Raw genomic sequence first — 19,559 nt, 5'->3', positions numbered from 1 at the left:
TCGGTCGTCAGCGGGTTGCGGTCGCATAGAGTGCGATCGCAGCCGCGTTCGACACGTTCAGACTTTCCATTGCCTCGCTGATCGGGAGCCGCGCGAGCGCATCGCAATGCGCGGCGATGTTGTGGCGCATGCCTTCGCCTTCTGCCCCGAGCACCAGTGCGACGGGTCCTGCCGGCAGCGCCTCGGGCAATGTTGCCTCCGCTTCGCCGGCCAGCCCGATACGCCAGTATCCCGCCTCGGCCGCGCTCTCCAGCGCACGCGCGAGGTTCACCACGCGAACCCAGGGCACGATCTCGAGCGCACCCGAGGCCGCCTTGCCCACGACACCCGACTCGGGCGGGGCGTGGCGATCCTGCGTCACGATGGCGCAGGCGTCGAACGCCGCGGCCGAGCGCAGGATCGCGCCCACGTTGTGCGGATCGGTCACCTGATCGAGAACCACGAGGGGACGCGCGGGATCGCCCGAGAGCACGTCATCGAGATGCATGTCCTCGAGCGGCGCGCATTCGAGCACCAGCCCCTGGTGCGGTGCATCGCGCGCGACGAGGCGCGCAAGATCGGGGCCGTCGGCGAACTCGACCGGAAAATCGGGCGGCAGCTCGCCATCGAGCGATTCGATCCCCTCGCGGGTGGCCCAGAGCTTGCGATGCGACCGTGCCGGGTTCTTCAGCGCGGCCTCGACGGCGTGGCGACCCCACAGGCGCACCTGGCCGGTGCTCGCACGTCCGCTGCCGCGCCCGCCCTGCATCCGCCCGGCGCGCCCGCGCAGCGCTCGCTTGCGATCACCTTTGGCCAATCGAAACTCCGTATCTTCGCTCGATCTTTCGCTCGGGTCCGGCCATGCCAGCGGCCCCATTGACAGGCAAGCGCCGCTTCGCCAAAGGGGCGCCTCTCGGCAGACGGCGCCTCCTTCGAGGGGCGCCATTTCCCGCACGCCAGGCATGTGGACAGGTGGCCGAGTGGTTAAAGGCAGCAGACTGTAAATCTGCCCGCGCAAGCGTACGCTGGTTCGAATCCAGCCCTGTCCACCACGCCTTCGCTCCTCGCTTACTGCAGCGTCGGCGCTTGCCGGTCTGGTCGCGCGGCTTTAGTTGAGCGCAATGCAATCCTCATATCGCCCCGTGATTTCCGCGACCGGCCTGTTCACGCCGGAAGAGAGCATTTCCAACGAGGAACTGGTCGCCAGCTTCAACGCCTACGTCGAACGGTTCAACGCGCGAAATGCGGAGGCAATCGCGGCCGGCGAGGTCGAGCCGCTTGAGCCGAGTTCGGTCGAGTTCATCGAGAAGGCCAGCGGCATCAAGGCACGCCACGTGATGGCGAAGGCGCCGGTGCTCGATCCGGAGATCATGGCGCCGCGGTGGGAGGAAAGGCCGAACGAAGCTCTCTCGATCCTCGCGGAGATCGGTGTGGCGGCCGCGCGCGATGCACTGTCGCGGGCAGGGCGCGACGCGGCGGATGTCGATGCCGTGCTGTGCGCCGCGTCGAACATGCAGCGCCCCTATCCGGCGATGGCGATCGAGATCCAGCAGGCGCTGGGGATCGAAGGTTTCGGATTCGACATGAACGTCGCCTGCTCCTCGGCGACCTTCGGAATCCAGACCGCGGCGGATTACATCCGTGCGGGTAACGCGCGTTCGGTGCTCGTCGTAAGTCCCGAGATCACCAGCGGCCACCTCAACTGGCGCGACCGCGACAGCCACTTCATCTTCGGCGACGTCGCCACGGCGGTGCTGGTGGAGGATGCGGCGATTGCGCCAGCCCAGCACTGGGACATCCTCGGCACACGGCTGAAGACCGTGTTCTCGAACAATATCCGCAACAACTTCGGCTTCCTTAATCGTGCGCATCCGGAGACCGCCGACCAGCCCGACAAGCTCTTCGTCCAGCAGGGGCGCAAGGTGTTCAAGGAAGTCGTTCCGATGGTTGCTCAGATGATCCTCGACGAGGCGGGGCGGCTTGGCATTGATCCCCAGGCCTTGCGCCGCCTGTGGCTTCACCAGGCCAACACCGGCATGAACCGCCTGATCGCGCACCGCGTGCTGGGGCACGAGGCGGACGAAGACGAGAGCCCCACGGTGCTCGACACCTACGGCAATACCTCCAGTGCGGGGTCGATCATCGCTTTCCATCTGCACAGCGACGACCTCGAGGCCGGCGATACCGGGCTGATCTGCAGCTTCGGCGCCGGCTATTCGGCCGGTACGGTTTTCGTCCGCAGGATGGGCTGAATCCGCGCGGCGGAGGCGGCAAGGCGTCCGTCCCACCAGTGGAAGATCAAGGCGGAGGCGCGCCACAGGATCGCGACCAGCACGACCGAGACGAGCCCGTCGACCGCATAGTGGTAGGCCAGATGGACAGAGCCGATCCAGATCGCGAGGAAGAAGGCGAGGAGCCACCGCCCCGCCGTCCGCGAAACGCGGCGAGCGGCGAGCCAGAACAGGAAAGCAATCGCCACGTGCATCGACGGCATTGCGGTAATCCCGCTGCCGAGGCCGTTGGCGTCGGCCAGATGCCACTCCAGCAGCATTTCCTGCACCGACAGCGTCATCACCGGCACCTGAGCGTCGGCCGCGCGCAGATAGGCCATCTGCGCGTCGAATGACGAATCGCCGAGCAGCGGACCGACGAAGCACGGCCCGACCGAAGCGAGCAGGGTGGCGGCGCCTCCTCCGATCACCGACCACGCAAGCACGTAGGTGAGAAAGAAGCGGCGCCGGATCGCCGGATCGATCGTGGCGAAGGCGAAGTAGAGGCAGCCGAAGTAGAGCAGCAGGAACCACGCATGGTACAGAACTGCGAGCGCAGCGGTGATCGGAGGATAACCGAACAACGGCTGCAACACCTGCCAGGCGTCGTGGCCGAAGAAGATTGCGCGGTCCCAGACGATGAAGGCGCCGTCCCACGCATAATCGTTGAACAGCGGGATCGCCGCCTTCATCTTCGAGAAGAACGGCATCAGCAGTACGCAGAGCGCGAGCAGCGGCGTTCCGGCAAGCCAGCGCTTGGCAGCCGCGGGCCCCGCGTAACGCCGGTGCAGGGCGGCAATCGGCTCGCCTGGGCGACGACGGGCGAGGTGCAGCGCAGCATCTACCGAGATCCAGGCGATGATCGCGACAAGGTAGAGCCATGCGTTGGCAAGCGCGGGCTCGGCATCCAGCGCAATTCCCCGGCTCGCGAGCAGCACGGCGCACACCGCGAACAGCGCCAGCGCCGTCCCGTAGATCGGAACCTCGCCGGCCCAGCGGCGGGTGCTCTCGTCGCGCATATTCATCGCGCCGGGGCGAATAGCGGAAGATGGTAAGCATCGTCCTAACGCGCAGGCGGTGTTGGTCGTGCGGCTTGTTTGGATCGGCGCGAGCCTCTAGATGACGGGCATGGCTGGTGAATTGGTCGACAACAAGGGGCGCGGTGATGTCGGCTGGCAATGGCCGTCGATCCATCCCGAAGGGCGCAAGTTCGGATTGATCGCTGTGGGCATCAGCCTGCTGGCGGCCTTCCTGGCGTGGGAGACGGTCGCTTGGCCAATGGCCTTTCTCTCACTCGGCGTATTCGCCTTCTTTCGCGATCCTGAGCGCGTCGTTCCGCAGGATGAGCGGGCGATCGTCTCGCCGGCCGACGGGCTTGTCTCGCTGATCGCGCAGGTCGAACCGCCGGCGGAACTGACAATGGACGACGGCAGCGGAACGTCCGGGCTCCCCAATCAGCCCGTCACGCGCGTGTCGATCTTCATGAGCGTGTTTGATGTGCACATCAATCGCGCGCCCATCGGCGGCACTGTGCGGCGGCTGGTCTATATCCCCGGCAAGTTCGTCAACGCCGACCTCGACAAGGCGAGCGAGGAGAACGAGCGCCAGCATATCCTGATCGAGCGGCAGGATGGGGTGTCGATCGGCTTCACCCAGATCGCCGGGCTGATCGCACGGCGAATCGTGCCTTTCGTCAAGCCGGGCGATACGCTGGCGGCAGGTGCGCGCGTGGGCCTGATCCGCTTCGGCAGCCGGGTCGATGTCTATCTTCCTGCGGGAACCGATTCGAAGGTGCTGGTGGGGCAGAAGGTCGTCGCGGGCGAGACGATCCTTGCCGAAATCGGCGAGCAGAAGCTGATCGAGGGCATCGCCCAGTGAGTGACCGCTATCCGCGTGTCGGCCCGAAGGCGGCGGAAGACGAGGTTCCGGTTGCAGACGGCGGCGTGCGGGGCCTTTCGTTGCGGGCGGTGCTGCCCAACGCGATAACGGCCGCGGCGCTGTGCTCCGGTCTCACCGGAATCCGCTTTGCGATCGCCGAAAACTGGCGGCTGGCGATCTTCGCGGTGATTCTCGCCGGATTGCTCGACGGAATCGATGGGCGGATCGCACGCCTGCTCAAGGCGCAATCGCGTTTCGGTGCCGAGCTCGATAGCCTGGCCGATTCGCTCTCGTTCGGGATGGCGCCGGCAATCATCTTTTACCTCTGGACCTTGCAGGACCTGCCGCGACTCGGCTGGTTCGCAGCGCTGGCCTTCGCCATCTGCTGCGCGCTGCGGCTCGCACGATTCAATGCGCAGATCGACGTCGACGATCAGCCGCACAAGTCGGCCGGCTTTCTCACCGGCGTTCCCGCGCCGATCGGGGCGGGGCTGGCTTTCCTGCCGTTCTACTTGTGGATGGCGACCGGGTGGGAGCAGTTCCGTGAGCCGATCGTCTGCGCGATCTGGATGGTGGCGATCGCGTTCCTGATGATCTCCAACATCGCGACGCTGAGCTGGACCTCGATTCGCCCGCGGCGCAATGTCCGGCTGGAACTGATCGCCGGGGTTGGGATCCTCTTCGCTGCCTTGTTGCTGGAGCCCTGGTGGACGCTCGTCGCGATCTGCGTCGGCTATCTCGCCATGATGCCTTACGCGCTGGTGCGCTATTCGCGGGTCAGGCGGCCGCGGGCAGCGGCGTCTGCATCCGGGCCGACACCTGCCGCTGCGGACGACCACCTGCTCGACTGATCGAGCGAGGGCGCCAGACGGGGAGCGGCTCGTTCTCCGGTAAACTCACGATCACGGCATGGACGCGGCTGACGGATTGTTCGGCCTGCGCCATTTCCCGGCGGAGACGCGCGAACGCTTCCCGACCGCGAACGAAGCTGTCCGCCAGCACTACGGCTGCACCCACGGCGGCGGACAGAAACAGTGCAAACAGAGTGACGCCGAGCATGATTCCTGATCCTTGCGAATGCGATCCCGTGGCTGTTGACAGACTGTGGGTTCGCTGTGGATAACCGGGTTGTCGCACGACTCGTTCCGGGCGACAGGGGCAATGTTCCCTATTTGTTCCCACATGTCAAGCGCTGTTGCGCTGGGGTCCGCATTTCGTGCGGCGAATCGAGGGTGGATTCTTCCTGCGATCCCGGGTAAGGGCGCGCCCGCGGGGCGATTCCGGACCCGATTTGTCCGGTTTCTCTCACGCAAATCCACATGGAGAGCGCCACATACCGGTGCCTGCCGCGGGATCTCCGCACGGGTTCCAGCTCTCCAGAGGCTCAACCGGAAAGGAAATACCTATGGCGGCTTCCACCGTCACCATGCAGCAATTGATCGAGGCCGGCGCACACTTCGGCCACCAGACCCACCGCTGGAATCCGCGCATGAAGCCGTACATCTTCGGCGCGCGCAACGGTGTCCACATCATCGATCTGTCGCAGACCGTGCCGCTGTTCGCGCGCGCGCTCGATTTCATCGAATCGACCGTGCGTTCGGGCGGCAAGGTGCTGTTCGTCGGCACCAAGCGCCAGGCGCAGGAGCCGATCGCCGAGGCGGCGCGCGCCGCGGGTCAGCACTTCGTCAATCACCGCTGGCTGGGCGGTATGCTTACCAACTGGAAGACGATCTCGGGCTCGATCAAGCGCCTCAAGACGCTGGAAGAGCAGCTTTCGGGCGACACCTCGGGCTTCACCAAGAAGGAAGTCCTTCAGCTTACCCGCGAACGTGACAAGCTCGAGCTTTCGCTCGGCGGCATTCGCGACATGGGCGGTATTCCGGACGTCATGTTCGTGATCGACGCGAACAAGGAAGATCTGGCGATCAAGGAAGCCAACGTGCTCGGCATCCCCGTCGTCGCAGTTCTCGATACCAACGTCGATCCGACCGGCATCGCGTTCCCGGTGCCGGGCAACGACGACGCCAGCCGTGCCGTGCGGCTCTATTGCGAGGCCGTGCGCGACGCGGCGATCGCCGGTCGTGGCGGCAAGGCCGCCGACACGGGCGACGATGTCGGTGCGATGGAAGAACCGCCGGCGGAGGCTGCCGCTTCCGAAGCGGCTGCCTGAGCTTCCACACGGCCGTCATAAACACGACCTAGTGCGCCGGGCCGACACACGGGCCCGGTGCCCAGAGATTATCAAAGGAAACGACAATGGCTGCATTCACTGCCGCTGACGTGAAGGCCCTGCGCGAGAAGACCGGCGCGGGCATGATGGACGCGAAGAAGGCGCTCGAGGAAACCGGCGGCGACATCGAAGCCGCGGTCGACGCGCTGCGCGCCAAGGGTCTCGCCACCGCCCAGAAGAAGTCGAGCCGCACCGCGGCCGAGGGTCTTGTCGGCGTCGCCGTCGAAGGCACCCGCGGCGTCGCGGTCGAAGTCAACTCGGAGACGGACTTCGTCGCCAAGAACGACAAGTTCCAGGACTTCGTGCGCAAGACCACCGAAGTCGCCCTCGGCGTCGAGGGTGACGATATCGAGGCGCTGAAGGCGGCCTCCTATCCCGATGGCGGCACCGTCGCCGACAAGCTGACCGACAACGTCGCGACGATCGGCGAGAACCAGCAGCTCCGCCGGATGAAGACCGTCTCGGTCGCCAACGGCGTGGTCGTGCCCTACGTCCATAACGCCGCCGCGCCGAACCTCGGCAAGATCGGCGTGCTCGTCGCACTCGAGAGCGAGGCCGATGCCGGTACGCTCGAGACGCTCGGCAAGCAGCTTGCGATGCACATCGCCGCCGCGTTCCCGCAGGCGCTCGATGCCGACGGCCTCGACGCCGACGTGATCGAGCGCGAGCGCAAGGTCGCCGCGGAAAAGGCCGCCGAAAGCGGCAAGCCGGCCGACGTGCAGGCGAAGATGGTCGAAGGCGCGGTGAAGAAGTTCGCCAAGGAGAACGCGCTTCTCAGCCAGCTCTTCGTGATGGACAACAAGACCCCGATCTCGGACGTCGTCGCCAAGGCCGGCAAGGACGCGGGGCACGAGATCGTGCTCAAGGACTATGTCCGCTTCCAGCTCGGCGAAGGCATCGAGAAGGAAGAGAGCGACTTCGCAGCCGAGGTTGCCGCCGCCGTCGCCGGCTGACCGGCCGCACAAGCGAGCGAAATGCACGGCCGCCGGACTTCGGTTCGGCGGCCGTTTTCGTATGTGCTGCGCCGGCTTGCAGAGGCTTTCAGCGGGCGGCCGGGACGACTTCGATCAGCCACATTTCGGGTCGGGAAAACAGTCGGAACGGGAGCACGCTGGTGCCCAGGCCCGCGGTGGTGACGAGCAGGTTCCCGTTCTCTCGCACTGCGCCGCAGGCGTAGCGGTCGCCATAGGCCGACATCGTCGCCGGAGAGCCGCCCCAGGGATAGCGGATCTGTCCACAATGGGTGTGTCCGGCGAGCATGAGCCCGAAGTCGGCGGGAAGGTCGGGGAAGGGATCGGGGCTGTGGCTGAGCAGGACCCGGCCGCCGTCGAGCCGGTCCACCGCCGCAAGTGTCGCGGACAGGTCCGCACGTCCGGTGTAGTCATCATCGATCCCGCCGATCGCGAGCGGGCCGGCGCGCACGGCCGCGTTGGCGAGAACGGTAAATTCGGCCCGCTCCAGCTCGCGGCGGACGTCCGCGATGCCGAACCAGTGATCGTGATTGCCGGGCACCGCGATCTTGCCGAGCGGCGCCTCCAGCGCGGCGAGCGGAGCGATCGCGGCGTCGGCCGGGTAGAGCCGTGTTGCGGTGCGTTTCTCGCTGACGAAATCGCCCGCGATCAGCACCATGTCGGGCCGGAGCGCATTCGCCTGCTTGACGATCCGCACCAACCGCTCCGGCGGCATGTCGGGGCCGGCCACATGAATGTCGGAAAGCAGCAGCAGACGCATCGGAGGGGTGCCCGGGGGAAGGCCCTCGAGCTGGGCGGTGAGACGCATTACTTCGGGGTCGGCTACCGTGTCGCTCCACGCCTTCGCGGCCAACGCCGCCGCGGCGGCCAGCAGCACGATGAGCGCCCAGCGCAGTACGCCCCACCGCGATCCTCTTCCCATCACCGGCTTTCCCTTTGCGCACGGGGGGCGAGGCGGCTAAGGACGCCGGCAACCCGCAAGTGAATCCGGAAAACCCATCGCCCATGCCATCCCCCAAATACAAGCGCATACTGCTCAAGCTTTCGGGCGAGGTGCTGATGGGGGATCAGCAGTTCGGCATCGATCCCGCCTTCGTCTCTGAGCTCGCGCAGGAAGTGAAGGCGGCCAAGGACACGGGGCTGGAACTGTGCCTGGTGATCGGCGGCGGCAACATCTTCCGCGGCATGGCCGGCGCGGCGCAGGGAATGGATCGCGCCCAGGCCGACTATATGGGCATGCTCGCGACGGTGATGAACGCGCTGGCGATGCAGAGCGCGCTCGAGCAACTCGGTGTCCCGACCCGCGTGCAGTCCGCGATCGAGATGGACAAGGTATGCGAACCGGTGATCCGCCGCCGGGCCGAGCGGCATCTGGAGAAAGGCAGGGTGGTGATTTTCGCCGCCGGCGTCGGCGCGCCCTACTTCACCACCGACAGCGGCGCTGCGCTGCGTGCCGCCGAAATGCGCTGCGACGCCCTGTTCAAGGGCACGAGCGTGGATGGAATCTACGACGCGGACCCGAAGACGAACGCTTCGGCAAAGCGTTTTGATACGGTCAGTTACGACAAGGTTCTGGCAAACAATCTCAAAGTGATGGACGCTTCCGCCGTGGCGCTGTGCCGCGACAACGGGATTCCGATCGTGGTCTTCTCGATCCGCGAAAAGGGCAATCTCGCGCGGGTGCTCGCCGGCGACGGCGTCCGCACGGTAGTGAAAGAGGAAGCCTGAGGAATGGCGAAGTACGACAAGAACGACATCGAGCGCCGCATGCAAGGCGCGGTGGAAAGCCTGAAGAGCGACCTTTCGGGTCTGCGCACCGGACGCGCCAACACCAGCCTGCTCGATCCTGTGCAGGTCGAGGTCTACGGCTCGATGATGCCGCTGAATCAGGTCGCAACGGTCAACGCGCCCGAACCGCGTATGCTGGCCGTGCAGGTGTGGGACAAGGCCAACGTCACCGCGGTGGAGAAGGGGATCGCGCATGCGAACCTTGGTCTCAACCCGATGATCGACGGCCAGACCATCCGCTTGCCGCTGCCCGACCTGACAGAGGAGCGCCGACGCGAGCTGGCCAAGATCGCCGGCAAGTATGCGGAGAACGCGAAGATTGCGATCCGCAACGTCCGCCGCGACGGCATGGAAGCGCTCAAGGAAGACGAGAAGAAGAAGGAAATCTCCGAGGACGACCGCAAGCGCGGCGAAGACGAAGTGCAGAAGCTGACCGACAAGTACGTCGCCGACGCCGATGCCGCCGCCGCGCAGAAGGAGAAGGAAATCCTGACCCAGTGAGGGGCTCGCGAACAGTCGACCCGTTCGCCCTGAGCTTGTCGAAGGGCCGCTCTTGCGTCGCGCGCCGCACTCGGAAGAAGAGCGGGGCTTCGACAGGCTCAGCCCGAACGGATTGAGAGCTATGAGCCCGGTGTCCAATGATCGCGCCAGCCAGAACGCCCGCCATGTTGCCATCATCATGGACGGCAACGGCCGTTGGGCGAAGCGCCGGCATCTGCCGCGCGCGCTGGGGCATCAGCGCGGGGTAGAGGCGGTGCGCACGCTGGTGCGCGGCCTCGCCGGGACAGGCATCCGGTGCCTGACCCTCTACGCCTTCAGTTCCGAGAACTGGAAGCGGCCTGGCGAGGAGGTCGACGACTTGATGAATCTGATGCGCAAGTTCGTGAAATCGGACCTGCCGGAGTTCGTCGCCAACGACGTAAAGCTCAAGATTATCGGTGATTGGGAAAGCCTTGCGCCCGACATCGTTGAAATGCTCGAGGATGCGCTGGTGAGGACGAGCGGGGGCTCCCGGACGCTGGCTGTCGCGCTCAATTATGGCTCGCAGCAGGAGATCGCACGCGCCGCAGCGAAGGCGGCGGCCGAGGGCGAGATCACACCCGAGACGATCGCGGCACATCTCGACACCGCCGACCTGCCCCCGCTCGATCTGTTGATCCGCACGAGCGGGGAAGTGCGGCTGTCCAATTTCCTGCTGTGGCAGGCGGCCTATGCCGAGATGATTTTCGTCGACACGCTATGGCCCGACTTCACGCCCGCGCACTTGCAGGAAGCGCTGGACGAGTTCGCGCGGAGGGAGCGCCGTTATGGCGGCCGGTGACGCTTTTCGTTCCCTGATCGTTGCTGCGAAAGAGCGAGGAGAGCGATGACCGGTGAGAGCGAGCCCGTACCGCTGAAGACCCGCAGCGCAGACCTGCCGGTGCGCCTGGCATCGGCGGTGGTCATGCTGGCCGTTGCGGGCGCTGCGTTCTGGCAGGGCGGGCGGGTGTTCGACCTGTTCGTCGGCATCGTCGCGCTGGTCTGCTTCGCGGAGTTCGTGGTGCTCGTCTCCCGTGCGACGGCGAACGTACCCTACCGGCTTGCCGCGCTGATCGCCGGTGCGCTCTACATCGGCATGGCTGCCGGTATCCTGACAGGGGCGGGGGACTTCCTGATCGCGCTCGTGCTCGGCGTCACGATCTTCACCGACACGGGCGCCTACTTCACCGGCCGCGCGATCGGCGGGCCGAAGATCGCGCCGCGCGTGAGCCCGTCGAAAACCTGGGCCGGGCTACTGGGCGGCATGGCCGCCTCGGCCCTGTGGGTGGTGCTGTGGGTGCTGGCGATCGATTCCGGCATCGACTGGCTGGGCCCGCGGTTCGAGCTCGGCCTCGCGCTGAACGCGCAGAACCTCGGCACGGCCGCGCTGCTGGGCGCAGGACTCGCGGTTCTGGCGCAGGCCGGCGACTTCTTCGAAAGCTGGCTCAAGCGGCGCGCCGGGGTGAAGGACAGCTCGCACCTTATTCCGGGGCACGGGGGCATCTTCGACCGCATAGACGGGCTGCTCCCCGTGGCGATCGCGGTCGGCGTGCTTACGGCGGGCGTCGCCAATTGACCCGCTCGATCTCTATTCTCGGCGCGACCGGCTCGGTCGGCGCTTCGACGCTGGACCTCGTGCGTCGCAACCGTGACGAATGGCGAGTGGTGGCGCTGACCGCCAATTGCAGCGCGCGTGAGCTCGCGGCGCTCGCGCGCGAGTTCGACGCCGAGATCGCGGTGGTGGGCGACGAGGCGTGCCTTCGCGATCTGCGCGAGGCGCTCTCGGGGTCGGAGATCGAGGCCGCGGGCGGGCCGTCGGCGCTGTGCGAGGCCGCGTCGCGGCCGGTCGACCTGACAGTCGCGGCGATCGTCGGCTGCGCGGGCCTCCGCCCGACCATGACGGCAATTCGCCGCGGCGGCGCGATCGCGCTGGCGAACAAGGAAGCGCTCGTCTCCGCAGGTGACGTCATGACCGCGGCGGTTGCCCAGCACGGCGCCACGCTGCTGCCCGTCGATTCGGAGCACAACGCGATCTTCCAGTGCCTGCAGGGCGGCAGGATCGAGGACGTGCGCGCGATCACCCTGACAGCGAGCGGCGGCCCCTTGCGCACCTGGACGGCGGAGCAGCTCGCTCTCGCCACGCCCGCGCAGGCGGTCGCGCATCCCAACTGGAGCATGGGCGCGAAGATCAGCGTCGATTCGGCGACGATGATGAACAAGGGGCTCGAATTCATCGAGGCGCATCACCTGTTCCCGGTCGGGCTCGAGGCGCTGCGCATCATCGTCCATCCGCAGAGCGTTGTGCATTCGATGGTCGAGTACCGCGACGGTTCGACCCTGGCCCAACTCGGCCCTTCGGACATGCGCGTGCCGATCGCCTCGTGCCTGGCATATCCCGCGCGGATGGACACGCCGTGCGCGCCGCTCGACCTCGCGGCGCTCGGTTCGCTGACGTTCGAGCCGCTCGACGAGGTGCGCTTCCCGGCGACCCGGCTGGCGCGCGAGGCGGCGCATGCGGGCGGGGCGTCTCCGGCCGTGCTCAACGCAGCAAACGAGGTCGCGGTTGCCGCGTTCCTCGCCGGTCAGATGGCGTTCACGCGGATCGCGTTAGTGGTCGAGCAAACTCTCGAACGTTATACCCCCATGGCGCCTTCGAGCCTGGATGACGTCCTTGGTGTGGATGCCGAGGCGCGCAGTCGGGCTCGCGAGCTGCTGGAGACAATGCCAATTGGCTGATTCACCTTCATTCTGGATGTACATCGTCGGCTTCCTGCTGGTGCTGGGGCCGCTGATCACGATCCATGAGTTCGGTCACTACCTTGTCGGGCGCCTGTTCGGCGTTCAGGCGGAGGCGTTCTCGGTCGGCTTCGGCAAGGAGCTCGCCGGCTGGACCGACCGCCGTGGCACGCGTTGGAAGCTCTCCGCGCTGCCGCTCGGCGGCTATGTCCAGTTCAAGGGCGACATGAACCCGGCGAGCATTCCCGACGAAGGGAAGCTCGCGGACATTCCCGAGCATGAGCGCGAAGGCTCGTTCCACTTCAAGCCGCTCTGGCAACGCGCGCTGATCGTCTTCGCGGGGCCGGCGACGAATATTCTGGTCGCATTGGCGATCTTCGCGGCCTTCTTCATGGTTGTCGGTAGGCCCGTGCCCGTCGAGACGGACCGGCAACTCACGGTCGCGGAGTTCTCCGAAGGTTCGGCAGCGGAAGAGGCCGGCTTCGAGGTCGGCGATCGCATCGTCTCGATCGACGGCGAGCGGATGAACGATTTCCGCGACATTCAGGACGCGGTGATGCTCTATCCGGGGCGCACGTTCCGGATCGTGGTCGACCGCGACGGGCAGCGCCTGCCGATCACGGTTACCGCGGATAGCCACGAAGTGACCGATGGGTTCGGGAACACTTCCCAGATCGGGCTGCTCGGCATTCGCCCGGCGCAGGCTGAATTCGCCTTCGAGCGGCAGGGCCTGATCGCCGCCACAGCCATCGCGGTCGATCACAGCATCGGCATCGCGCACATGATGGTGACCGGGGTGAAGCAGATCGTCTCCGGCGATCGCTCGGTGCGGGAGCTTGGCGGCCCGATCAAGATCGCCAAGTATTCGGGCGAGCAGTTCAGCCTCGGTCCGCTCGCCTTCATCAACTTCATCGCGCTGATCTCGCTTAATTTGGCATTCATCAATCTCTTGCCAATTCCGGCGCTGGACGGTGGCCATCTGGCTTTCTACGCGGCGGAGGCTGTCCGCCGGAAGCCGGTCGGTCCGCGCGGACAGGAATTGGCGTTCCGCACCGGCATTGCGGTGGTGCTCGCGCTGATGGTGTTCGTCACGATCAACGATCTGGTTTCGCTGCCGATATTCGGGAGCTGACCGATCCGGGGGGCGGAAAAGCGCGGGGGAATGGTTCCTTCCTTTGCTTGATTGGGGGCACGGCATCGGGCAAGGGCGGCATTCGCCGTCGCTCCGATGCTTGGGCAGCGGCCCAGATGGTGCATTTGGTAAGGATTGGACGGGATCGCCGTGTCGATGATTGAACGCGAGAAAGCCGCCGGCGCATTCGGCAAGACCGGCACGGGCTTCGCGCTGGCCCTGCTCTGCGGCACCATGCTGGCCGGCGTTCCTGCGCCGCTGCTGGCACAGGAGGAAGAGACGTCCGCACCGGCTGCCGCGCAGACGCCGCAGCCCGCTACGCAGCAACCCGCGGCACAGCCCGCGCCCGCCGTGGCGCCACAGGGGCAGATTATACGCTCCATCACCGTAGTCGGTGCGCAACGGCTCGAGCCCTCGACGATCCTGTCGTACATCGAGATGCGGGCCGGCGACACCTACACGCAGGCCGTGGCCGACCAGGCGCTGAAGGATCTTTACGCTACCGAGCTCTTCTCCGAAGCCAGTGTGCGCAACGACAACGGCAATGTCGTTATCGAGGTCACCGAAAATCCGGTCATCAACCGTATCATCCTGGAAGGCAATCGGCGGATCAAGAACGACAAGATCCTGCCTGAAATCCGCCTCGCCCCGCGCCAGATATTCACGCGCTCGAAAGTCCGGGCGGACACCGCGCGAATCATCGAGCTCTACAAGCGCCAGGGCCGCTTTGCCGCTTCGGTGGAGCCGCAAACGGTCGAGCTTAGCCAGAACCGCGTCGATGTCGTGTTCGAGATCAGCGAGGGTCCCAAGTCGAAGGTCCGCCAGATCAACATCCTCGGCAACGAGGACTTCGATGATGGCGAACTCAAGGGAGAGATGGTCACCAAGGAAGCGCGCTTCTTCCGCTTCTTCAGCTCGAATACCAGCTATGATCCCGACCGCCTGGCGTTCGACCAGCAGAAGCTGCGCCAGTTCTATCTGACCGAAGGCTATGCCGACTTCCGTGTCGTCTCCGCCGTGGCCGAGCTGACGCCGGACAAGGAAGACTTCATCATCACCTACGTCCTCGAAGAGGGCGAGCGCTACAAGTTCGGGGATGTCTCGGTCGACAGCCAGATTCGCGACTTCGACAGCGAGCGGATGACGCAGAACCTGCCGATGAAGAGCGGCGACTGGTACAATGCCAAGCTGGTCGAAGATACGGTGGAGCAGCTCAACGAGCTTGCCGGCACCTTCGGCTATGCCTTCGCCGACACGCAGCCGCAGTTTGTTCGAAATCAGGAAGACCTCACGATGGACGTTACATTCGTCCTGCGTGAGGCGCCGCGCGTCTATGTCGAGCAGATCGACGTGAACGGCAACACGCTGACGCAGGACAAGGTCGTCCGCCGCGAGTTCCGCGTGGCCGAGGGCGACGCGTTCAACTCGCTCCAGGTCAAGCGGTCGAGCAACCGGATCAACTCGCTCGGCTACTTCCAGGAAAACTTCGAGATCGAGCAGAAGGAGGGCAGCGCCCCCGACCGCATCATCCTCGAAGCGAACGTGGAGGAGCAGCCGACCGGCGAGCTGCAGCTCTCCGCAGGCTTCTCGTCGATCGAGAACTTCATTCTCGCCGGCTCGATCCGCCAGCGCAACTTCCGCGGCCGCGGACAGACGGTGGGCGCGTCGGTCAACTGGTCGCGCTACTCGCGGTCGGCGGCGTTGAGCTTCTCCGAGCCGTATGTGTTCGATCGCAACATCTCGATGGGCGTCGACATCTACCGCAAGGACTACAACAGCTTCAATTTCCTCAACAACGACCGGAACCGCACATTTGAGCAGTCGACGACCGGTTTCGAAGTTCGCGCCGGCGTGCCGCTGACCGAGTACATCTCGGCGATCGGCAGCTATACGCTCAATTACGACAACGTCTCGCTCGACGAGTTCACCTACTACAGCGACATCGACGGCGACGGCGTGACCGAATGCGACCCCGTCCTGGCGGGCCGCTACCTGTGCGAGGCCGTGGGCAAGCGAACCAGCTCCATTGTCGGATTGACGATCGCTTATAACAGCCTCGACAACAACTACCGGCCAACGCGTGGTGAGTCGCTGTCGCTAAGCACCCAATATGCCGGCTTGGGCGGATCGGTGAAGTACCTGCGCCTGCGCGCCAAAGGCGCCAAGTACTGGCCGGTATTCGGCGGTTTCATTTTCTCGCTGCAAGGTGAGGGGGGCGTGATCAAGGGGCTCGAGGATCGCGGCCCCGGCGTCGATGACGTGCGGCTGACCGACCGTTTCTTCCTGGGCGAGCCGCAGTTCCGCGGCTTCGACATTCGCGGTGTCGGACCGCGCGTGCTGCGTCAGCCGATCCGCGAGGATGAGGACGGCAATCCCGTGGTGATCACAGATCGCGATCAGGTCGGCGACGACGCGCTAGGTGGCAATGCCTACTATCTCGGCCGTGCCGAACTCGAGATTCCGCTTGGCTCGGGCGCGCGAGAGATGGGCCTGCGGCCGTCGATCTTCCTCGACGTGGGGGCGCTGTTCAACGTGACGCGCCCGGACCTGCAAAGCGCCCCATACCCTGACGGAATTCGGCGCCAGGCGTTCGATAGCGACGGGAATCCGCTCTACATCGATCCCACGGACCCGAACGAGACGACGACCGATCCAACGGATGCCAACGGCAATCCTAATGACCCCTTCACATACCAGGTTGCCAGCCCGTTCCAGGAAGTTTTCCTGGGCGACACCGCAAGCCCGCGCATCTCGGTGGGCATTGGCGTGAACTGGAACTCTCCCTTCGGGCCGTTCCGCATCGACTTCGCCCACGTGCTCAAGAAGGAGCCGGGCGACGATACAAAGACCTTCACTTTCAACGTAGGAACTCAATTCTGATGAAGAACCTTCTCAAGCCGGTCGTCGCGGCCGGGCTCATGCTCACGGCGGCTTCCGCCCCGATGCTCGCTGCTCCGGCCGTGGCGCAGGACGCACGAGGCGTCGGCGTTGTCAGCCTCCCTGCCGTGATCGCCAATTCCAACGCCTATCAGACAGCCGAGCAGCAGCGCCAGACGACCTACAAGGCGCAGATCGACCAGGCCGAGGCGCGTCGCCAGCAACTCGAAGCGCAGCTCACGCCGATGATCCAGAAGTTCAACACCGATCGTCAGGCCGCGAATCCGGACCAGCAGGCGCTGCAGCAGCAGGCCGCGCAGATCCAGCAGATCGAACAGTCCGGGCAGCGTGAGTTGCAGCAGATCCTGGCGCCCGTCTCGCTGAGCCGCGCCTACGCCCAGGAGCAGATCGAGGATCGCCTGGACGAGGCCGTGCAGGCCGCGGCGCAGAAGAAGAATGTCTCGCTGATCCTGGACGCAACATCGGGTCAGGTGATCTATGCCGGCGCGCAGCACAACCTCACGCAGGACGTCCTGAACGAGCTGAACGCCTTGGTGCCGAGCGTGCAAGTCACCCCGCCGCAGGGTTGGGTGCCCCGCGAGATTCGCGAGCAGCAGCAAGCGGCCCAGGCGGCACAGGGCGCGCAACCTGCACAGCAGCCGCAGCAGCAGCAGCCGACGGGCCGTTGATACGGAACGCGAAGAAGGCAGGGCGATGAGCGAGGCAACGGGCGCGCAGCCGTACGATATCCGCAAGGTGCTCAAGGCCCTGCCGCACCGTTACCCGCTCCTGCTGGTCGATCGCGTCAAGTCGATCGAGCTCGGCGAGCGGATTCACGCGGTCAAGGCGGTCAGCTTCAACGAAGGCTTCTTCCAAGGGCATTTCCCTGGGGCGCCAATCATGCCCGGGGTGCTTCAGATCGAAGCGCTCGCGCAGGCCGCGGCGATCCTCGGGATCGAGACTCTCGAACTCGCGGGAACAGGCAAGCTGGTCTATTTCATGGGGATCGAGAACGCCAAGTTCCGTGCTCCCGTGACGCCTGGCTGCCTGCTCGACCTCGAAGTCGAGTTCCTCCAGAAGCGCAGCCGGGTCTACAAGTTCAAGGGCAGGGCCAGCGTGGAGGGGAAGACCACCTCCGAAGCCGAGTTTACGGCGATGGTTGCCGATCCACCGAGCGACTGATCTCGTCCTCCCGCCGGCGGGAGGGGAACGGCTTGCCAAATCACTCGCAGCGCCCTAAGGGCGCCGCTTTCCCGACATTGCCGGCCGGTCGGAACCGGTCATATGCAAAAGGACCCGATGCCATGAAGGCCGATACGCATCCCGATTACCACATGATCACCGTCAAGATGACCGACGGGACGGAGTTCCAGACGCGCTCCACTTGGGGCAGCGAGGGTGACACGCTGACGCTCGATATCGATCCGACCAGCCACCCGGCCTGGACCGGTGGCAAGCAGCAGGTTCAGGAAGGCGGCCGTGTCGCGGCGTTCAACAAGCGCTTCGGCGGGCTGTCCCTTAAGAAGAGCTGACGCGGAGGCTCTCCTGCCTCGCGGTCGCGGCGAAAGCTGTGGTCGCTTTCCGGGGCGCGAGGTTGCTCGATCCGGCTTTCGCTGGGCCAGGAAACAAGGGAGGGCGGTCCGGGTCGGGCCGCCTTTCTCGCGTTTAGGGCGCCCCGCTTACGAGCAGTCGAGCCGAACCCGAAACGTAACGCCGGATTCGCGGTCCCGGACGTTCGGCGCGTGGCCGGGGCGGGGTACTCAGGCGACCACGAAACAATCTTGCGTTTGTGAAGGAGGTACGTAGTTTTTACTTTGCAAACGGGCATCCTTATGCAACAGGCGCGCGCCCGCACCGTTCGCGACTTGACCGCGCGCCGCACGGGCGTATCAGCCCGCCTTGCACGGCAGGTCCGATCTCGGGCCGGGGCATGTGGCGATCGTAGCTCAGTTGGTTAGAGCGCCGGTTTGTGGTACCGGAGGTCGCGGGTTCGAACCCCGTCGATCGCCCCATTTCCCCGATCTTCGCCGTTGGTTACAGCGGGACTTTCTCCTAAAATGACGGCATTCTGGACCGAACCGGACTACGACGATCACGAACTCGTTCAACTGGTGCGTGACCGCGTATCGGGGCTGACCGCGATCATCGCGCTCCATTCGACGCATCTCGGTCCCGGCGCGGGCGGGACGCGCTTCTGGCACTACGCCGATCCTCAGGACGCAATGCGCGACGCCCTGCGGCTCAGCCGGGGAATGAGCTACAAGAACGCGATGGCCGGCCTGCCCATGGGCGGCGGCAAAGCAGTGATTCTCGCCGACCGCGAGCGAACCAAGACGCCCCAGATGCTCGAGGCCTTCGGCGAGGCCGTCGAGACTTTGGGGGGCGCGTACGTCACCGCGGAAGACGTAGGCATCGGGGAAGCCGACATGGTCGCGGTATCGCGGCGCACGCAATACGTCACCGGCCTCCCGGTCGACGGTGAGGGTGCGGCCGGCGGTGACCCGGGGCCGTTCACGGCGATGGGTATCTATCACGGTATCAAGGCGGCGGTGCGCCACAAGCTAGGCAAGGATTCGGTGAGGGGCGTGCACGTCGCCATCCAGGGCGTTGGCAGTGTCGGCGGTGGCGTTGCGCGCCTGCTGTCGAAGGACGGAGCGAAACTGACGCTTTCTGATATCGACATGGACCGAGCGGCAGCACTCGCGGACGAACTGGAAGGCGAAACTGCGGCACCCGATGCCGTGATGGGCGTGGCGTGCGATGTGTTCAGCCCCAATGCGCTTGGTGCGATCCTCGACGACGCCGGAATCGCGCGGCTCGACGCGCCGATCGTGGCGGGGGGCGCGAATAACCAGCTCGCGCGCGCCCACCACGGCGAGACGTTGGCCGAGCGCGGCATCCTCTACGCCCCCGACTATGTGATCAACGCGGGCGGCATCATCAGTGTGACGCTGGAGTACCTCGCTCGCCGCGACGGCACGGCCTGCGACATCAACGAGGTGCGCAAGCGCATCGCGCAGATTCCTGGCCGGCTGAAGGAGATTTGGCAGGAGAGCGACGCGAGCGGCGTCTCGCCCGATGTCGTTGCCGACCGGATGGCGCAGAAGCTGATCGGTCGCTGACATCGCGAATCCCTTGCCCCCGCTGGCGCGGACTGCCATTGCGCGCGGCATACGGAT

The 19,559-nt window shown here is 65.6% G+C and carries 20 protein-coding genes and 2 tRNA genes; 19 read left to right on the top strand and 3 right to left on the bottom strand.

The features are described from left to right. Positions 1-7: 7 nt before the first annotated feature. Positions 8-796: a 23S rRNA (guanosine(2251)-2'-O)-methyltransferase RlmB gene (rlmB, locus tag ETX26_RS07180; RefSeq protein ID WP_225425532.1), complete on the bottom strand. Its 789-nt coding sequence runs from the start codon at positions 794-796 to the stop codon at positions 8-10. 149 nt (positions 797-945) lie between these two features. On the opposite strand from rlmB, the gene ETX26_RS07175 reads away from it, so the two are divergent. Together ETX26_RS07175 and ETX26_RS07170 are read left to right on the top strand one after the other, a co-directional pair. Further along, positions 946-1,031 (top strand) — tRNA-Tyr (locus ETX26_RS07175). A 69-nt stretch (positions 1,032-1,100) separates the two neighbouring features. Beyond that, positions 1,101-2,231: a beta-ketoacyl-ACP synthase III gene (locus ETX26_RS07170; RefSeq protein WP_129523924.1), complete on the top strand. Its 1,131-nt coding sequence runs from the start codon at positions 1,101-1,103 to the stop codon at positions 2,229-2,231. Here ETX26_RS07170 and ETX26_RS07165 read toward each other — a convergent pair. Continuing rightward, positions 2,192-3,268 carry a phosphatase PAP2 family protein gene (locus ETX26_RS07165; RefSeq protein ID WP_165271717.1) on the bottom strand — a complete coding sequence of 359 codons (1,077 nt, stop codon included), beginning with the start codon at positions 3,266-3,268 and terminating at the stop codon, positions 2,192-2,194. The genes ETX26_RS07170 and ETX26_RS07165 overlap by 40 nt on opposite strands. A 109-nt stretch (positions 3,269-3,377) precedes the next feature. Between ETX26_RS07165 and ETX26_RS07160 the strand changes: the two genes are divergently transcribed. From ETX26_RS07160 to tsf, 5 genes are all read left to right on the top strand, one after another. Beyond that, positions 3,378-4,127, top strand: a complete 750-nt coding sequence (locus ETX26_RS07160) for a phosphatidylserine decarboxylase (RefSeq protein WP_129523922.1) — start codon at positions 3,378-3,380, stop codon at positions 4,125-4,127. Further along, positions 4,124-4,978 carry a CDP-alcohol phosphatidyltransferase family protein gene (locus ETX26_RS07155; protein WP_129523921.1) on the top strand — a complete coding sequence of 285 codons (855 nt, stop codon included), beginning with the start codon at positions 4,124-4,126 and terminating at the stop codon, positions 4,976-4,978. The genes ETX26_RS07160 and ETX26_RS07155 overlap by 4 nt, the downstream gene beginning before the upstream one ends. 58 nt (positions 4,979-5,036) lie before the next feature. Further along, on the top strand, positions 5,037-5,195 hold the full coding sequence (locus ETX26_RS14275; RefSeq protein ID WP_165271716.1) for a hypothetical protein: 159 nt from the start codon (positions 5,037-5,039) through the stop codon (positions 5,193-5,195). A gap of 337 nt (positions 5,196-5,532) precedes the next feature. Then, a complete protein-coding gene (gene rpsB, locus ETX26_RS07150) occupies positions 5,533-6,297 on the top strand; it encodes a 30S ribosomal protein S2 (protein WP_129523920.1) in 765 nt (254 codons plus the stop codon). Positions 6,298-6,383: 86 nt separating this feature from the next. Further along, positions 6,384-7,310 carry a translation elongation factor Ts gene (tsf, locus tag ETX26_RS07145; protein WP_129523919.1) on the top strand — a complete coding sequence of 309 codons (927 nt, stop codon included), beginning with the start codon at positions 6,384-6,386 and terminating at the stop codon, positions 7,308-7,310. An 88-nt stretch (positions 7,311-7,398) separates the two neighbouring features. Here tsf and ETX26_RS07140 read toward each other — a convergent pair whose 3' ends face one another. Further along, positions 7,399-8,250, bottom strand: coding sequence for a metallophosphoesterase (locus tag ETX26_RS07140; protein ID WP_129523918.1), 852 nt, complete (start codon positions 8,248-8,250; stop codon positions 7,399-7,401). 83 nt (positions 8,251-8,333) lie between these two features. Between ETX26_RS07140 and pyrH the strand changes: the two genes are divergently transcribed. From pyrH to ETX26_RS07080, 12 genes are all read left to right on the top strand, one after another. Next, positions 8,334-9,056 carry a UMP kinase gene (pyrH, locus tag ETX26_RS07135; RefSeq protein ID WP_119512641.1) on the top strand — a complete coding sequence of 241 codons (723 nt, stop codon included), beginning with the start codon at positions 8,334-8,336 and terminating at the stop codon, positions 9,054-9,056. Positions 9,057-9,059: 3 nt separating this feature from the next. Beyond that, positions 9,060-9,617 carry a ribosome recycling factor gene (gene frr / locus ETX26_RS07130; RefSeq protein ID WP_129523917.1) on the top strand — a complete coding sequence of 186 codons (558 nt, stop codon included), beginning with the start codon at positions 9,060-9,062 and terminating at the stop codon, positions 9,615-9,617. A gap of 121 nt (positions 9,618-9,738) precedes the next feature. Further along, positions 9,739-10,437 (top strand): polyprenyl diphosphate synthase, encoded by a 699-nt coding sequence (gene uppS / locus ETX26_RS07125; RefSeq protein WP_129523916.1) that lies wholly within the window; start codon positions 9,739-9,741, stop codon positions 10,435-10,437. Between the two features lie 45 nt (positions 10,438-10,482). Continuing rightward, positions 10,483-11,211, top strand: coding sequence for a phosphatidate cytidylyltransferase (locus ETX26_RS07120; protein WP_129523915.1), 729 nt, complete (start codon positions 10,483-10,485; stop codon positions 11,209-11,211). Beyond that, a complete protein-coding gene (locus ETX26_RS07115) occupies positions 11,208-12,371 on the top strand; it encodes a 1-deoxy-D-xylulose-5-phosphate reductoisomerase (protein ID WP_129523914.1) in 1,164 nt (387 codons plus the stop codon). Before ETX26_RS07120 ends, ETX26_RS07115 begins: the two co-directional genes overlap by 4 nt. Beyond that, entirely contained in the window at positions 12,364-13,503 is a 1,140-nt protein-coding gene (gene rseP / locus ETX26_RS07110; RefSeq protein ID WP_225425531.1) for an RIP metalloprotease RseP, read from the top strand. The genes ETX26_RS07115 and rseP overlap by 8 nt, the downstream gene beginning before the upstream one ends. Before the next feature lie 156 nt (positions 13,504-13,659). Then, complete coding sequence (bamA, locus tag ETX26_RS07105; protein WP_129524197.1) at positions 13,660-16,383, top strand: outer membrane protein assembly factor BamA; 2,724 nt, start codon at positions 13,660-13,662, stop codon at positions 16,381-16,383. Then, positions 16,383-17,069: an OmpH family outer membrane protein gene (locus ETX26_RS07100; protein ID WP_129523913.1), complete on the top strand. Its 687-nt coding sequence runs from the start codon at positions 16,383-16,385 to the stop codon at positions 17,067-17,069. The genes bamA and ETX26_RS07100 overlap by 1 nt, the downstream gene beginning before the upstream one ends. Before the next feature lie 25 nt (positions 17,070-17,094). After that, positions 17,095-17,562: a 3-hydroxyacyl-ACP dehydratase FabZ gene (gene fabZ / locus ETX26_RS07095; RefSeq protein ID WP_129523912.1), complete on the top strand. Its 468-nt coding sequence runs from the start codon at positions 17,095-17,097 to the stop codon at positions 17,560-17,562. 122 nt (positions 17,563-17,684) lie between these two features. Further along, complete coding sequence (gene rpmE / locus ETX26_RS07090) at positions 17,685-17,912, top strand: 50S ribosomal protein L31 (protein WP_129523911.1); 228 nt, start codon at positions 17,685-17,687, stop codon at positions 17,910-17,912. A 403-nt stretch (positions 17,913-18,315) separates the two neighbouring features. Beyond that, positions 18,316-18,392 (top strand) — tRNA-His (locus ETX26_RS07085). A gap of 45 nt (positions 18,393-18,437) precedes the next feature. Next, a complete protein-coding gene (locus ETX26_RS07080; RefSeq protein ID WP_129523910.1) occupies positions 18,438-19,502 on the top strand; it encodes a Leu/Phe/Val dehydrogenase in 1,065 nt (354 codons plus the stop codon). Positions 19,503-19,559: the final 57 nt, after the last annotated feature.

Origin of the sequence: Pelagerythrobacter rhizovicinus, from assembly GCF_004135625.1 — a bacterium.
In the GTDB taxonomy this organism is placed as follows: domain Bacteria; phylum Pseudomonadota; class Alphaproteobacteria; order Sphingomonadales; family Sphingomonadaceae; genus Pelagerythrobacter; species Pelagerythrobacter rhizovicinus.
Note: the sequence above shows the minus strand (reverse complement) of the source record. Positions and strands in the feature narration are given on the sequence as shown.

Coding starts and splice junctions, on each gene's coding strand:
- frr (WP_129523917.1), top strand. CDS start 9,060: ATGGCGAAGTACGACAAGAACGACATCGAGCGCCGCATGCAAGGCGCG.
- tsf (WP_129523919.1), top strand. CDS start 6,384: ATGGCTGCATTCACTGCCGCTGACGTGAAGGCCCTGCGCGAGAAGACC.
- ETX26_RS14275 (WP_165271716.1), top strand. CDS start 5,037: ATGGACGCGGCTGACGGATTGTTCGGCCTGCGCCATTTCCCGGCGGAG.
- ETX26_RS07120 (WP_129523915.1), top strand. CDS start 10,483: ATGACCGGTGAGAGCGAGCCCGTACCGCTGAAGACCCGCAGCGCAGAC.
- fabZ (WP_129523912.1), top strand. CDS start 17,095: ATGAGCGAGGCAACGGGCGCGCAGCCGTACGATATCCGCAAGGTGCTC.
- bamA (WP_129524197.1), top strand. CDS start 13,660: ATGATTGAACGCGAGAAAGCCGCCGGCGCATTCGGCAAGACCGGCACG.
- ETX26_RS07170 (WP_129523924.1), top strand. CDS start 1,101: ATGCAATCCTCATATCGCCCCGTGATTTCCGCGACCGGCCTGTTCACG.
- ETX26_RS07160 (WP_129523922.1), top strand. CDS start 3,378: ATGGCTGGTGAATTGGTCGACAACAAGGGGCGCGGTGATGTCGGCTGG.
- uppS (WP_129523916.1), top strand. CDS start 9,739: ATGAGCCCGGTGTCCAATGATCGCGCCAGCCAGAACGCCCGCCATGTT.
- ETX26_RS07080 (WP_129523910.1), top strand. CDS start 18,438: ATGACGGCATTCTGGACCGAACCGGACTACGACGATCACGAACTCGTT.
- ETX26_RS07165 (WP_165271717.1), bottom strand. CDS start 3,268: ATGCGCGACGAGAGCACCCGCCGCTGGGCCGGCGAGGTTCCGATCTAC.
- ETX26_RS07140 (WP_129523918.1), bottom strand. CDS start 8,250: ATGGGAAGAGGATCGCGGTGGGGCGTACTGCGCTGGGCGCTCATCGTG.
- rpsB (WP_129523920.1), top strand. CDS start 5,533: ATGGCGGCTTCCACCGTCACCATGCAGCAATTGATCGAGGCCGGCGCA.
- ETX26_RS07100 (WP_129523913.1), top strand. CDS start 16,383: ATGAAGAACCTTCTCAAGCCGGTCGTCGCGGCCGGGCTCATGCTCACG.
- rpmE (WP_129523911.1), top strand. CDS start 17,685: ATGAAGGCCGATACGCATCCCGATTACCACATGATCACCGTCAAGATG.
- pyrH (WP_119512641.1), top strand. CDS start 8,334: ATGCCATCCCCCAAATACAAGCGCATACTGCTCAAGCTTTCGGGCGAG.